Source organism: Nostoc sp. ChiSLP03a (assembly GCF_034531215.2).
Classification (GTDB): domain Bacteria; phylum Cyanobacteriota; class Cyanobacteriia; order Cyanobacteriales; family Nostocaceae; genus Nostoc.
Genome location: NZ_JAVRBQ020000159.1, coordinates 13502 through 28233 on the forward strand (window position 1 = coordinate 13502; position 14732 = coordinate 28233).

Annotated in this window: 11 protein-coding genes; 3 read left to right on the plus strand and 8 right to left on the minus strand. The window is 42.1% G+C overall.

Annotated elements, in window-relative coordinates; genetic code table 11:
- Positions 1–59: 59 nt before the first annotated feature.
- From cobW to RMY32_RS27120, 4 genes are all read right to left on the minus strand, one after another.
- Entirely contained in the window at positions 60–1100 is a 1041-nt protein-coding gene (cobW, locus tag RMY32_RS27105) for a cobalamin biosynthesis protein CobW (RefSeq protein ID WP_322710844.1), read from the minus strand.
- Positions 1101–1577: 477 nt separating this feature from the next.
- Entirely contained in the window at positions 1578–2786 is a 1209-nt protein-coding gene (locus tag RMY32_RS27110; RefSeq protein WP_322710845.1) for an SfnB family sulfur acquisition oxidoreductase, read from the minus strand.
- 151 nt (positions 2787–2937) lie between these two features.
- On the minus strand, positions 2938–4035 hold the full coding sequence (gene sfnG / locus RMY32_RS27115; protein ID WP_322710846.1) for a dimethylsulfone monooxygenase SfnG: 1098 nt from the start codon (positions 4033–4035) through the stop codon (positions 2938–2940).
- Positions 4036–4551: 516 nt separating this feature from the next.
- Entirely contained in the window at positions 4552–5268 is a 717-nt protein-coding gene (locus RMY32_RS27120) for a heme oxygenase (biliverdin-producing) (RefSeq protein WP_322667120.1), read from the minus strand.
- Between the two features lie 569 nt (positions 5269–5837).
- Between RMY32_RS27120 and glmM the strand changes: the two genes are divergently transcribed.
- A complete protein-coding gene (gene glmM, locus RMY32_RS27125; RefSeq protein WP_322710847.1) occupies positions 5838–7310 on the plus strand; it encodes a phosphoglucosamine mutase in 1473 nt (490 codons plus the stop codon).
- Positions 7311–7495: 185 nt separating this feature from the next.
- On the opposite strand, the gene RMY32_RS27130 is transcribed toward glmM, so the two are convergent.
- Both RMY32_RS27130 and RMY32_RS27135 read right to left on the minus strand, forming a co-directional pair.
- A complete protein-coding gene (locus RMY32_RS27130) occupies positions 7496–8776 on the minus strand; it encodes a glycosyltransferase family 2 protein (protein WP_322710848.1) in 1281 nt (426 codons plus the stop codon).
- 215 nt (positions 8777–8991) lie between these two features.
- The gene (locus RMY32_RS27135; protein ID WP_322710849.1) at positions 8992–9858 is read right to left on the minus strand and encodes a WYL domain-containing protein; all 867 of its coding nucleotides are present in this window, start codon (positions 9856–9858) and stop codon (positions 8992–8994) included.
- A gap of 587 nt (positions 9859–10445) precedes the next feature.
- Here RMY32_RS27135 and RMY32_RS27140 point away from each other — a divergent pair.
- Positions 10446–11651, plus strand: a complete 1206-nt coding sequence (locus tag RMY32_RS27140; protein ID WP_322710850.1) for a histidine kinase — start codon at positions 10446–10448, stop codon at positions 11649–11651.
- A 79-nt stretch (positions 11652–11730) separates the two neighbouring features.
- On the opposite strand, the gene RMY32_RS27145 is transcribed toward RMY32_RS27140, so the two are convergent.
- A complete protein-coding gene (locus RMY32_RS27145) occupies positions 11731–12756 on the minus strand; it encodes a PleD family two-component system response regulator (protein ID WP_322710853.1) in 1026 nt (341 codons plus the stop codon).
- Positions 12757–13402: 646 nt separating this feature from the next.
- Between RMY32_RS27145 and RMY32_RS27150 the strand changes: the two genes are divergently transcribed.
- Positions 13403–13663, plus strand: a complete 261-nt coding sequence (locus RMY32_RS27150) for a chlororespiratory reduction protein 7 (RefSeq protein ID WP_322669736.1) — start codon at positions 13403–13405, stop codon at positions 13661–13663.
- 329 nt (positions 13664–13992) lie between these two features.
- Here the strand turns inward: RMY32_RS27150 and RMY32_RS27155 are convergent, their stop codons facing one another.
- On the minus strand, positions 13993–14562 hold the full coding sequence (locus RMY32_RS27155; protein WP_322710851.1) for a DUF2854 domain-containing protein: 570 nt from the start codon (positions 14560–14562) through the stop codon (positions 13993–13995).
- Positions 14563–14732 lie beyond the last annotated feature (170 nt).

Below are 14732 nucleotides of genomic sequence, written 5' to 3' on the forward strand. Positions count from 1 at the left end.
TAGTAACTCTCAGGAGAAAGATCCCCGACTTCTTTAAGAAGTCGGGGATCTGGGTGTAATTATAAAGCTACAAGTTGTGATTCGATTTCTGAAGAATTCAAATCACGTCCGATGAAAACTAAGCGCGTCTGTCTAGCTTCTTCTGGTTTCCAGGGGCGATCGTAAAATTTATCAAATCGGGTTCCCACACCTTGCATTACTAAGCGCATGGATTTATTAGGCACTGCAACAAAGCCTTTAATCCGATAAATTTCTTGTTGTTGTACCAATGTTTGCAACTGCTGTTGCAACTTTTCGGGGTCAAAGGTACGATCCAAAATTAAATTAGCTGAAGTAATTTCTTCATCGTGATTGTGGTCTTCTTCAGCATCATGATGACTAGGACGAGAATCTAAATTGTCTTCGACTGCGGCTTGGAATCCTAATAATATAGATGCATCGAGTTGAGAACGATCGCTCTCGACAATTTTCACCACTCTGGGCAACTCTTGCTTAATCAATTCCTCAACTTTGGCTTTTGTCTCGGCATCTACCAAGTCAATTTTATTTAACACCACCAAGTCTGCACAAGCAAGTTGGTCTTCAAACAATTCTTGCAAGGGTGTTTCGTGTTCTAGATTATCATCTGCTTGTCGCTGGGCTGCGATCGCATCTGGATCGCTAGCAAATGTCCCGGCTGCAACCGCCGCACAATCTACCACGGTAATCACTGCATCCACAGTGGCGGCGTTGCGAATTTCTTGCCAACGAAAAGCCTTCACCAGCGGTTTTGGTAAAGCTAAACCAGAGGTTTCAATCAAAATGCAGTCAATGCTATCTCGCCGCTTGATTAACTCTTGCATCGTCGGGTAAAACTCTTCCTGCACGGTGCAGCATAAGCAGCCGTTGGTTAATTCAAAGATATTAGTGTCACCGTCACCATCTTCGGGGCAAATTTGACAAGATTTTAACAATTCGCCATCAATACCGAGTTCGCCAAATTCATTGACTAAAACGGCAATACGCCGTCCTTCGTTGTTTTGTAGCAGGTGGCGAATTAGGCTGGTTTTTCCACTACCCAAGAAGCCTGTGATTACTGTGACAGGAATTTTCGTAGCCATATTTTTGCCTGATTTACCCAGTATGAGAAGTTTTACGGGTTACAAACTTAAATACTGAGATTAAGCTTGGTTTGAAGATTGACTTAGTTATTTTAAGCTGAAAGTCTATGGTAAACCTGAAAATATTCCCGTTATTGTTGAGTTTAGGTTTGGCTTTAATTCCTGAAATCAGTGTGGCACAAACGGTAGAGGAGTTGGAACAAAAAGCAACATCTGCCGAATAAGTGAAAAATTATGAAGAACCCGCTAATATTTGGCGGAGTTTGATTGAACGGGATGACAAATCAATAAATTTAGGGACTCCAAGAAATAAATTATCCAATTTCACTGAGTCAAAATGATTTTTTCTCCCCCTGCTCCCTGCTCCCTGCCGTCAAAGCGATGGGATATTTTTTTATTTGGAAGTCTCTTATCAGGGGTAAAGCATTCTGGTAAATGTTAATTCTGAAAGCTTCACCCCAGTAGAAAATGCTGCAATTACAACCAAGGATGGCGCGGGGGATAGACGCCATTGAGGAAGTAGTTGCCAACAGCGTAGTATTTCCAACGCACGGGATCGTGGAGTGTGTGAGCGCGAGCATTTCGCCAGTGGCGATTGTAGTTAAATTCTTCTAATGTGGACTTAGTACCTGCTAGTTCAAACAATTTGTTAGTAGCTAGTAGTGATGCTTCGGTGGCTAAGGCTTTGGCTTCGGCAACTGCAATTGATGCTTCAACTACCTTGGGTTCTTCTAAGCCTGACTCATTGGCGATGTCGATAAACTCACCTGCACGTCGCAGCAATGCTTCAGCAGCGTGAACTTGAATTTGGACATTGCCTAAGTTATAGAGCGTCAGGGGGTCTTCGTAGCCTTTTTCTAAATTGCTGTCAACCCAAGGGCGAGTATGGTTGCGGACAAAGTAGATAGTGTCACGGACTGCGGCTTTAGCAATTCCCACGTCTACGGCGGCTTGGATGATTTGGGCGATCGCACCCATTGGTGTTGCCCTTTCAAAAGCCAAGTAGTGCGGAATCACGTGTTCTGCCTTAACTTTCACATTTTCAATAATGGTAGTGCCGCTAGCAGTGGTACGCTGTCCGAAGCTTGTCCAATCATCGAGTAGGGTTAATCCTTCGGCATCTCTTTCGACAAATGCCACCACTGTCTTACCATCTGGATTACTGGCAATCACGGGAACCCAATGTGCTAATAGTGCCCCAGCAGAGTAGTATTTACGTCCGTTGAGTACGAAGTCAGAGTTATCTGGTGTTAATTTTGTTTGGACATCAGTCACAGACTTAGTGCCAATTTCCGAGAAGGCGTTACCGAAGCGTTTACCTTGGAGAACCAAATCAAAGAAGAACTTCTTTTGCTCATCTGTACCATCTAACCGGACTGCTTCCACCATGTAGAGGTGGTTTTGGGGAATTTGACCGAGGCTAGAGTCAGCTTCGGAGATGATTTTAACTACTTCTGCAAGGGTGGCATTCGATACAAAAGCACCGCCATACTCTTTCGGGACTGTAATTCCCCACAATCCGCTCTGGGAGAACTTTTCTACTTCCTCAGCAGGTAAACGCCGATTTTGGTCGCGTTCTGAGTCTCCCTTGGCAAACTCAGCTGCTAATTCGTGAGCGATCGCGATCGCTTCTTTGTCATCTTGAATAATATGCGCCTTCTGGTCAGCATTAATTACTGATGTCATAGTAAAACTCCTTGATTGTGATTGAGTGACTCATAATCGCCACTACTATGAGACAGCCTTTGGATTTTTCTTAGTGCCGTTCAGATATAGCTGTTATCTACAACAGCTTCAATCCACAAAACCCGCTCCGACAAAGTATGTTGCTGTTAATCTACACTCCAACCAACTCATCAGCTGTCCGAGGATTAGATTTAAGTTCGCGCACAATTGGTATTACTGTCTTACCAAATGCTGGAAGATCGTCTGTGTAGTGTAAGAAGCCACCAAGAATTAGATCGACTCCCGCTTCATGGAACTGGCGAATCTTTTCAGCTACTTGTTCAGCCGTGCCAATTAAGCCCGATCGGAAACCATCGTTATACTGCACCAAGTCTTCAAAATTGGAATTTGCCCACATTCCCTGACGTTCACGAGTTGAAGCTCCCGCCTGTTTCACCGCTTCGCCAAATCCTTTCACCGCTTCCACATCAGCTTGGGCAATAATATCGCGCAATACTTCATGCGCTTCTGCTTCCGTATCTCGCACGATGATAAAGGAATTCAAACCAAACTTAATTGTGCGTCCTTCAAGACTCGCTAATTCAGACACCTCTGCAATCTGCTCTTTCACGCCTTCTATGGTATTGCCATTCATGAAATACCAATCAGAGACGCGGCCAGCCATCCGTCTGGCTGCTTTGGAGTTACCACCTTGGAATATCTCTGGGTGAGGATTCTGATTAATTGGTCTAGGCTTCACCCAACCGCCGTTAATGCGGTAAAAGTCGCCTTTAAAGTGAAACTCATCCTCAGTCCACAAACCCTTGAGAACGCGGATAAATTCTTCTGAACGACGATAGCGTTCGTCATGGTCTAACCAATGTTCACCATATATAGTGAATTCATCTTTGAACCACCCACTAACTACATTCAGAGCAAATCGGCCGTTAGAGAGAAAATCAATACTTGCACCCATTTTGGCAACTACTCCCGGATGCCACAATCCAGGGTGAACTGCTGCAATCAATTTCAATTTCTTGGTGACAGGAGCTAGAGCCGACACAGTTGTTAATGCCTCTAATTGGTACTCAGCGCCATAGCTAGCGATAAATCTGGCTTGTGCTAGAGCATATTCAAATCCAACTTCTTCAGCCGTCTGAGCTAGTTGAGTATTGTATTCATAAGTCCAATCTGTGCGTTGGGGAATTTTACTCACAACTAACCCCCCGCTAACGTTGGGAATCCAGTATGCGAACTTAATATCTACCATAATTGTGCGTTTGTATTGAAACTGCTTGGTTATTTTTCTCACTTTGCAAGTGATGTAACAAAGCCTAATTTGTCATCGTTAACAAATCAGCTAAAACTCGATCGGGCAAAATTTTAGTCAAAATCGAAAGCTTGAGAGCGGCTGGAAACTATTCGGAGTTTACAAGTAGACAATTTTCTGATGGTGGTAATATACCACAACTCTATCGTATTACCGTAGTTTTTAATTAATTGGACTCGATCGCGACAATTTTTTCGATGTCGTGACTCGATATACTTACAGCAATTTGGTTGGGATTTTGAATCCAGATACTTATCTTCCCAATTCCCAATCCAATCAAAACTGAGGGGCAATCTCCCCATGCTTACTTTCACATCTCAAAAGCAGTCACAAGGCTATTGCCCCTAAATATTTTGAGCGTCGATCGCTCTTTCGCCAGAAACACCTATGAATTACCTTTCATTAGGCCATCTAGACTTATGACTCCACACACCAGACTCCGCAATCTCAACACGATTACTCAGCTGTGACGAGCTCAGTACTACCACGTGTACGACGCCGTGTAAGACTATTATACAGCATCACACCGATCGACTTGATCAAATTACCTTCCAATTCCTGGAATAGCTTCATGTTCGTGCCAAAGGCGGCGTTAGCTTCATCAACGATGCGATCGGTTGCCGCCTCGTCAAGGGGTAATTCATCCAAAGTTTGCCGATATTTGGTTTTGAATGCCTTCTCATCAGGAATTTCTGGAAACTCATAAAAGGCTGTTCCTTGTCCATCAGACAAATTCATCGCTGTTACAGCAATATTTTTGAGAATTTGTCCCCCGGATAAGTCACCTATGTAACGAGTGTATGAATGAGCGATTAACAATTCCGGTTCTGTAGCAGATATTTCTCGGATGCGCTGTACATAAGCTTCACCTGCGGGAGATAGTTTGATTTGCTCTCTCCAGTTTGCACCAAAATAATAACTCAGGTCTTGCTCTAAGCTATGCTTGCGGTTTAGCTGAGGAAAGTTAATTTTAGAAACTATTGGGTGCTGGCGGTGCTTTTCTATTTCCTCTTCCATCGCTGAGTAGACGAAGTAGAAGTTAGCAACAAGTTTCCGGTAAGAGTTTTTTTCCACTACTCCTTTTAAAAAGCACTTGACAAAACCAACATTTTCTGCCATTGTGTGGGCTTTCTTAGTGCCTACACGTAATTTGGTTGCTAAATTGCTGCTCATGCTAAATTTCTCAACTTTAAAAAGTTAACTGCCGGAGTTTTAATTCACTAACGGCTAAAAAAGCCATTAAAACGTTACCTTAAAACTATTTGATGAGAATTTATATTAAAATTTTTTAAGCTGCGATGATTTTGTAGTTTTTTACACAGCGATAAGGCTAAGAGAACAGAATTTTAGATTTGAGGATTTTGATTTTTTGTTGTATTAGCTAAATCTTTTTCATTCTCAGCTTGGGTGAAAAATTTTGCAATTTAACAAAAGTAACATTTATTACATACTAACTTGGTGATAGCATGATCGAGTGTGAACTAATACAGATAAAAATCAAAACGAAATTTGTCGGCAGAAAAGGAATAATCAGCTAAGATGTGGAGACTTTACTAATAAAGTAAAAACCAATACTGACTTTATCAAAGATTTACAATCTTAGAAAGAAGAATTCAGTATTATTACGTAAAGGTGGCTCGATCTAAAATGAATTTATAAAGAGAAAAAGCATGTCAAAATTGCTGAATAAAGTCTTAAGTGCTATTTATTTTTCAGTGTGATTGTGTGGAGTGTTTAAAAATATGGTTTCATCTATAACTCGGACATCGGGCATTTCTGGAGGTTCTACTTCTGAAGTTGAGGGATTGGGCAAAGGGATTGAGAGCAGTTTTGGACTGAATTTAATCCCATTACCAGCAAATCCCTTATTTGGCACAGATGGGATTCGCGGGCGAGTCGGAGAATTACTGAATGCGCCTCTAGCATTGCAAGTTGGTTTTTGGACGGGGATTGTTTTACGTAACCATGCTACTCAAGTAGGGCCAGTCATTCTCGGACAGGATTCTAGAAACTCCAGCGATATGCTGGCAATGGCTTTGAGTGCAGGGTTAACAGCAGCGGGGTTAGAGGTTTGGTATTTGGGATTATGTCCCACTCCTTGCGTTGCCTATCTCACCAGTATCAGTGATGCCATTGGCGGAGTGATGATTTCTGCTAGCCACAATCCTCCTGAAGACAATGGAATTAAGGTTTTTGCTGGCAATGGTGGGAAGTTACCGCAAATCTTGCAGACAGAAATTGAAGCGGGACTGCGTGGCAAGATATCACCGATCGCGAGAGTCAGTAATTGCGGACGGCATTACTCACGTTTCGAGTTAGTGGAAGATTATAGCTCGGCGTTGAAAAAACCCTTGAATGGTGCCTTAAATCTTCAGGGAATGAAGATTGTTTTAGACTTGGCGTGGGGAGCCGCAGTTGGGTTAGCACCATCAGTATTTACCCAAATGGGAGCGGAGGTAATCTGCTTGCATAACGAAGCAGATGGCGATCGCATTAATGTTAACTGTGGTTCCACGCACCTAGACATTCTGGCAGCAACGGTACAAGAACACAACGCCGATATCGGCTTTGGCTTCGATGGCGATGCCGATCGCGTCTTAGCAGTAGACAATACAGGCAGGCAAGTTAACGGCGATTACATTCTCTACCTGTGGGGACGACACTTACAACAAAACCAACAATTGCCAGACAACTTGATTGTATCTACAGTCATGGCCAACTTAGGCTTTGAGAAAGCTTGGCAGCAAATTGGTGGTAACTTAATTCGTACCGCAGTTGGCGACCAATACGTGCAAGCCGAAATGCAGCGCACTGGGGGAATGCTAGGTGGCGAACAATCAGGGCATATTCTTTGCCGTCACTATGCTGTGACTGGGGATGGCTTGTTAACCGCATTACACATAGCATCTTTGGTGAGAGAGGCGGGTGTTCCCTTGAGCGAATTAGTAGATCGAAGCTTCCAAACCTATCCACAATTATTACGGAACGTGCGCGTTGTCGATCGCGATCGCCGTTTGGGATGGCAAGATTGCCAACCTGTGCAACAAGCGATCGCTCTTGCTGAAGCTGCAATGGGCGATTCCGGCAGAATTTTGGTTCGCGCCTCTGGCACAGAACCAGTCATTAGAGTAATGGTGGAAGCAGCCAATGCCGAACTCGCCAACTACTGGACAAATGAACTTGTTTCCAAAGTACAGCAGCATCTGATGGATTAAATTAGCTAATATCTCATCTCATCAAAAAAACGCCAAGTTTAATCACAGCTTCTACGAATTAACCACCCTTGGTTATGTCTAGAAGCTGTGACATTTTGATTAGACTTCTTGGCATTTGTCGGGGAAAAGGGTAAATAAACTCAAAATTTTTTCCCTTTAACCTTTTTTTACTAAATAATTTTCCTTCAATGAACTCCTCCCCGATGTTCAGTTTTTACCCAGAGCGATCGCTCGTGCTGCACACACATCTTTGAAGTGGCCACAATCATCACAGGAATCCAATGCATCATGTATAATGACCCTTGAATTGTTGCCCAAACCAAAGACCATCCTCGTAAATTTTGAAATTGGTAAAGTCCAGCAATAAAGGCAATTGTCAGAATGATGCCAAGTAGTGTCTGGAGGGGAAACAGAACTGGATGATGGCTATAAAAAATTGTCCAAAGTAAGTCGGGTATTAGTCCAATTGGTAGAAGAAATTGCAATATAAAAAATAATATTAAATCAATTTCTTTTGCCCAACCTAAAGTCAGAATTTGCGGAAAATAATCTAGATAACGCTGATAGCCACCTTCAGCCCAACGACAGCGTTGATTCCAAAGTTTTTCCCAAGTAGTTACACCTTCTTCCTGAATTGATGGAACTGTAACAAACTCAATTTCCGTACCTGCTAAATAGAGTTTGAAACAAAGATCCAAATCATCGGTGACAGTGTTCTCATTCCAACCTTGACACTTTTCTAACAATTCCCGACGAACTAACATTCCATTACCGCGCAGTTCAGACATTCCATCAACAGCAATGCGATGGGTTTGTAGAAAGCTATCACAGTTCATTTCCATCTGCTGACAACAAGTTAAGAAATTGGTATTAGCATTAGAAATCGCTTTTCGCACTTGCACTGCACCGATACCTTGCTGATGGAACAGAGGTATTGTTTGCTGGAGAAAATTGGCTTTTAACTGAGCATCCGCATCACAGACTAGGATAATCTCCCCTTGAGTAAAGGGAAACACCGCATTCAATGCGCCTGATTTACCACCTTTTGATTCCCGTCGATGAACTTGTAAAGCTGGAAATTGAGTTTGTAATTCTTTCAAAACCTGGGGCGTTTCATCGGTACTACTGTCATCAACAACCCAAATGTCTAGGGAATCGCTGGGATAATTAAGTTGGCATAAGCAGTAAACTAGATTAGCCAAGACTGGACTTTCATTTTTAGCCGGAACTAAAATCGAGACTGACGGTAAATAAATTTCACTATCCATCACCGCCGCTGGTTTGGCTAACAGCATCCGTAACGTTTGCACAGTCAGGATTGCTGTTAATCCCAGCATCAACCATTGTGTTTTTGGTAGCCAGTGCAGCAAACTCACGCCACCCCAGACTAATAAAACTACTAGGGTTGCTTTGAGACGGCGATGAAAGCTAATATTTTTACTGGGTTGATAGGTACTTGTTCCCACTTTATTTGCTACATCCTTTCGGTTCGCGGCTTAGTCCTGCGACGTAATAATAGCATCGTCACTGCTCCCAAAAGGAAACCGCTCACTCCTGCTACAACTGCTAGAATCCGCCCCAATGGGTTATTCAACAGAAAGAATTTTTACAAAAAAAGGCTGGAGGCAGTGTTTCGACTACGCTCAACAACCAGGCAGGCAAGATGCCTATCCCACAAGACTTAACTTTTGGTTTCGATATCGTATAACTGGCATAGAGTGAGGAGTTTTTGTTTAAGGCGATCGCGCACATTTTCTGGTAATATCACTACACAATCTGGCGCGTACTGCATGACTTCGCGCATAAACCAAAATGTACTAGATACTCGCCTGATCACTTGGCGGACTCGCGGTTTATCTGGTAGCCATTCATTAATTTCGTCTTCTGGTTTAGCTTGATAAGCAAACGCCAAACCTGCGAATAAATGCATTTCTACTTTTATTTCATCTAAGTTAGTACGCCACTCACCAGAAATTGAAGTCACAGCAGCATCCGTAATTCTGTCTAGACGTAAACTCCAGTTATGAGTTAATTCTGGGATATCGAAGTTCCCTTCTGTTTCTTCACACCAGCAATCGAGATATTGCCGCTTTTCGTGGGGTGTAACTTTGGCATGGCGAACTGTAAAGTTTAATAATCGCCCTGCTGCATCTTGATAGGAAAGCTGAAATGGTTGGTTTCGCTGGATGTAGTTATCTATTTGTAAGCGCCAAGCTGGGGGAAGATTCTCTAAGAAACGTTCGATTTCGTTTCTTAGCGGTATAGATAATTCACTGCGTTCGAGAAGCAAGTTTGCAATAATTTTGGCTTGTTCAATTTGTCCGATATCTGTCAAAGCAGTGATACACCGATGTAATGCACAGATGCGTGATTCTTTCCAATCATTATTGTTACCGATGAGTAACTTACGTTGAGCGATCGCTTCTATCAGCTTAGAGATATTCGGGCGATCGCCCCACATCATACCGAATTCACGAGCGATCGCTTCTAGCTCGGCTTTATCACGTTCTGATATCGACAGTGTAATAGATTGACCTTTTCGACTCATCAAAAATGTCCGTATACTTTGTACTTTTACTCTCTTGTCAACTTCTATTTTGCGTGCCAATATAGTTTTTAACAACCAGTTACGGACACTATTTAAGTGTAAGTCCGAATATAGAATTAGGAGAAGAGGATTTATTGAGAAGAATTACGACAAGTTTGGAGAAGTTTCAATGACTAATACCAATTTTTTATAAAGCTGCATAGAATTCGTTCCCCCCTAGCCCACGCCAGTCGCTCATGGGGGAAACCCCCAAGACCGCGCTGGCTCCCCTTATAAAGGGGGGAACCAGAAAAACATATCAAAGTCCCCCAATTTATCGGGGGATTTAGGGGGATCTAGATATGTGTAACTTCACATTAAATTGGTATAAGGGCAAATTAAGACTTATATTCAAGAGGCTTGAGTGTTTATTGGAGATGAAGTTCACCAAAAGGGAGCAAAAGGCAGAAAAAGACACGTTTGATGTCAAAAACGCAGATCGGATAGGAGTATGAAAATCTAAAATAGATATTAAGAAGAAAAAACAACGACCATCGACAACCGTCAGTCCTTTTTACTTTCTGTAAAGCGTCACCGGGTTGTTACCAGTGCTGAAACACGATTACATGCAAGTTTCCCAGGATCAGCCTATTTATTCTGAGGCTCCACTCCAGCTGTTACTGTTTGTCGATGGACGTCCCAAGTCCCGTCAACAGGTGCAGCGAATACGTGCTTACTTAAAAGAGTTGCAGGTTGAGTATAGTTTTGAACTTCAAACTATTGATGTTGGTCAACAACCTTACTTAGCAGAACACTTTAAATTGGTAGCAACGCCAGCTTTAATTAAAATTCACCCGGAACCACGGCAGGTTTTGGCTGGAAGTAATATCATAGCCCAATTGAAAAACTGGTGGCCTCGCTGGCAAGCCGCTGTAGACGCCTATTTGAAATTACAGGAAGACTTACAAGAACGGATAGACGATAATCCTAGAGTGACATTACCCAAATCCACTATCCGTTCAGTTGCTGTTTCTGCCGAACTGATCCGACTCTCAGACGAAATTTTTCGCTTAAAACAGGAAAAAGATAACCTCCAAGAGCAGCTACAGTTTAAAGATCGGGTGATTTCGATGCTGGCACACGATCTCCGCAATCCCCTAACTGCCGCCGCGATCGCCATCGAAACTCTCCAATCTAACTACAATTTAGAAACAGGCCAATTTCAGCGCCTTAAACCATCCTTAACGGCCCATCTATTAAAACAAGCCCGTAATCAAACTAAGATCATCGATCGGATGATTGCCGACCTTTTGCAGGTAGGTCGAGGCAAAGATACTGAGTTTCCGATTTTACCACAAAAAATACAACTAGGTAAACTATGCTTAGATGTACTAGAAGAATTGTGCGATCGCTACACCGCTAAGTCCCAAGAGGTCGAAACAGATATTCCCAATGACTTACCTTATGTATATGCTGACCCAGAACGCATCCGGCAAGTGCTGGTGAATCTGTTGGATAATGCCATCAAATACACCCCAGAAGGTGGCAAAATTAGCATCGCCGGATTGCACCGCACTACCCAAAAAGTTCAGTTTAGTATTGGCGATACTGGGCCTGGTATTCCTGTGGAGAATCGCGATCGCATCTTTGAAAACCACTTCCGCCTGCAACGGGATGAAGGTACAGAAGGTTACGGCATTGGTCTTTGTCTATGCCAACGCATTGTTCTAGCACACTATGGCCAAATTTGGGTAGACTCTGCGCCCAATAATGGAGCATGGTTTCACTTCACACTGCCAGTTTATCCTTCTTAGGTATTGGGGCATTGGGCATGGGGCATTGGTAAAAAAAACTAGCAACACTTAATGACAAATGACCAATGACAAATGACAATTAAGAACTTGAGACAAAGCGATCGCGTCCCCTGGCCTTTGCTTGATAGAGTGCTTTATCTGCCAGCACGATCAACTCTGAAGGTGAAGATTCCCAAGTCGGGACAACAGTTGCCACGCCCATACTGAGAGTGACGTGCTGACTCACCGCAGAACCGTGATGAACAATTTGCAAATCTTTGATTCCCGCTCGAATTGCGGCGGCAACGTGAAGTGCGCCAGATGCAGGAGTGTATGGCATAATCACAGCAAATTCTTCGCCACCATAACGCGCTACTAAATCCTGATGTTTTTGTGCCTTAAGGCTTAAGACAGCACCCACCTTTTGTAAACATACATCCCCTGCTGGATGGCCATATTTATCATTATAAAATTTAAAAAAGTCGATATCACACAAAATCATTGACAAAGGAAATCCCTCTTGTGCGAGATTAATCCATTGAGTATTGAGATAATCGTCAAAGCGGCGACGATTAGCTAACTCAGTTAAGCCATCTACATTGGCAAGGTGATGCAAAGCTTCGTTTGCCGCCTCTAACTGTTTGTATACTTGTGCTTGCTGTAGCAGTCGACGCAACCGCTGGCGTAATACAGGCCAGTGAATTGGCTTAGTGACATAATCAGTCGCTCCCGCTTCAAAAGCACGGTTTACAGATTCCTCATCGTCCAAGCATGTGATCATCAAGATGGGAGTGCGCTCCCATATCTTGGACATGACCGTATTGTTAAGAGTCGAGTCAGTATCAAAGGTGGCAAGGGCTGAGATTAAATTATTCCTAGCAATCTGGAGCAAGTGCTTACAGCAGGTAAAGCCGTCCATCACAGGCATTACAGCATCTAGCAAAACTATATCCGGTTTGATAGTCTCGTAAGCATCTAAACATTGCTTACCATCATTGACCTCGACTACTCGATAACCTTCTTGTTCCATTGCTTTACGCAACAATACCCGGATGGTCTTGTCATCATCAGCCACTAAAATCAGTGGTGGTTGCTTAGAAACAGAAAATGGGCTTATGCCTGACATGAGTTGCCTTCCACTTGCGGGACTATCCTGAAAAAGGCTGTGCAACTCAATTGCATGGGGGCGATTGCTATTTTCATCAATGCCAGGATTTGCGGCAAAGGCGTGTCTGGCTTCACAATCAACTGTTTTTTGACAATGGACTGCCCAATGTTGTCGGGCCAAGCAAGCGGTAGATAAATAAGTTGCATAGACAATCTGTAATTTGAACACGAAGGCAATTGCTGCCTTTTTGTTCAGCGATGGTTATGGGAGAAAATGTTACTTTTATATTTCCCTATTGTTAAAGTTAAATTACAATTTTTTTGAGAATTACAAATACACACCCTAATTATGTAGTTATGTAGTTAGTTTATAAACCCAGTGATACAAGAAAAAGCAATCACCAAAGTCCCCTCAGAAGATAGCTAATACTAAATACTAATATCATCTGACTGAAATTTATTTAGTCTATCCGACAAGGTTTGCTCAGGTTTAGTATAATTACATAAGATTGAGAAAAAACTTAGTGCAAAACTTTATTTTCAAGTGACATTCATAACCATTTCGTTCTAGCCATAAACCGTCCAAAATTAAAGTTGACTACACAAACAAGCAAAAGTTCTTCCAAAAACCATTCAAATCTATTGACATTCGCTAAATCTTTAAAATGCCAGACTCATTAATGTACCAGCAGGATAATTTTGTTGTTCTAGAAACAAATCAACCAGAACAGTTTATGACATCATCAGAGCTATTAGAAAAGCTCAAAATAACTCTTCAACAACTTATAATTCAAGATTTACCGCCTGACTTGCAAAAGTTTAATACTGTGGAAACTCAAGCCCAATATTTAATTGACACTAGTTGTGAATTAGATATTGGTCCTGGAAAATATTTACAGTGGTACGCAGTTCGTTTAGAAAAGTAACTTTTTGATAAATGCTTAAGAGAATCCCAAAAAAATATTAATAAAAAACTTCTGACTACCTCCCCGACTTTTTGAAAAAGTTGGGGAGTTAAATCTTGGTTAAGGAAATTCTCCAAAAAGAATAATTACTAATTCATAATTCATAGTTCAAGACACTGTACAGTAATCCACACTGCTCATCAAAAATTTGGTGGTTAATAAGAGTATGGAGCCTACAGAGTCTACTACTAATAATTATGAACTATTAATTATTTTGACTGTTGCAAAAATATAGGTAACAACAAGTCATAAAGGTATGAAATTTGGGGAACGATAATTTTTGCTCTTGACTATTGACTACTGACTAGTGATTCTTTTTGAGTATTGATTAGCGCTAGCTCAATTGTATTTTCAGATGGCTGCGTTATTTGAATTTCCAAACCAGGACCAAAATAATTGGTCATTTTTTCATGCTTTTTTTGCCACACATCAATCGGTATTAGCGGTGAATCAAATTCTAAAATTAGGGCGTAGCTCCCATTAACTTCCGTTTCTCGTAACCCTGTCACTGTTGGCCGTTCTTGGTCAGTGGGACTCAAACCCAGAAAAGAAAGTGTTGTATCTAGATGAGCATCTTGACCGTAGCAATATCGGGTAATGTCTTTGCGAATTTTATTTTGCGTATCAGTTGCTTGTTGCTGGCGCAGTCTCAATGCTGATGGTGACGTAGTTTGGGTAAATGGTACTGGCTTAAGTTCATTCGCTTTTAGTGCCAGTCCTCCTAATAGTAGAGGAATCCCGTAAAAAAATCCGACAAGATTGAGTGTGGCATTATTATCAGCATAGGCGATAAAGCCAATGATAGTTAATATGCCGCCGATAGTTAGACCGAGTGTTCCCAAAGAGATTTGGCGTAGCATGAGCTTAAATTACTATAAAGTCTGAATACCTTATACCAATTTTTTATAAAGCTGCATAGAATTCGATCCCCCCTAACCCCCCTTAAAAAGGGGGGAACCGGAAAAACATCTATCAAAGTCCCCCTTTTCAAGGGGGATTTAGGGGTATCAAGATATGTGCAACTTCACAT

Excerpts from the sequence above, each read along its gene's own strand:
- glmM (WP_322710847.1), top strand. The coding sequence starts at position 5,838 with ATGGTTTCATCTATAACTCGGACATCGGGCATTTCTGGAGGTTCTACT.
- RMY32_RS27155 (WP_322710851.1), bottom strand. The coding sequence starts at position 14,562 with ATGCTACGCCAAATCTCTTTGGGAACACTCGGTCTAACTATCGGCGGC.
- RMY32_RS27145 (WP_322710853.1), bottom strand. The coding sequence starts at position 12,756 with ATGTCAGGCATAAGCCCATTTTCTGTTTCTAAGCAACCACCACTGATT.
- RMY32_RS27120 (WP_322667120.1), bottom strand. The coding sequence starts at position 5,268 with ATGAGCAGCAATTTAGCAACCAAATTACGTGTAGGCACTAAGAAAGCC.
- sfnG (WP_322710846.1), bottom strand. The coding sequence starts at position 4,035 with ATGGTAGATATTAAGTTCGCATACTGGATTCCCAACGTTAGCGGGGGG.
- RMY32_RS27110 (WP_322710845.1), bottom strand. The coding sequence starts at position 2,786 with ATGACATCAGTAATTAATGCTGACCAGAAGGCGCATATTATTCAAGAT.
- RMY32_RS27150 (WP_322669736.1), top strand. The coding sequence starts at position 13,403 with ATGCCAGACTCATTAATGTACCAGCAGGATAATTTTGTTGTTCTAGAA.
- RMY32_RS27135 (WP_322710849.1), bottom strand. The coding sequence starts at position 9,858 with ATGAGTCGAAAAGGTCAATCTATTACACTGTCGATATCAGAACGTGAT.
- cobW (WP_322710844.1), bottom strand. The coding sequence starts at position 1,100 with ATGGCTACGAAAATTCCTGTCACAGTAATCACAGGCTTCTTGGGTAGT.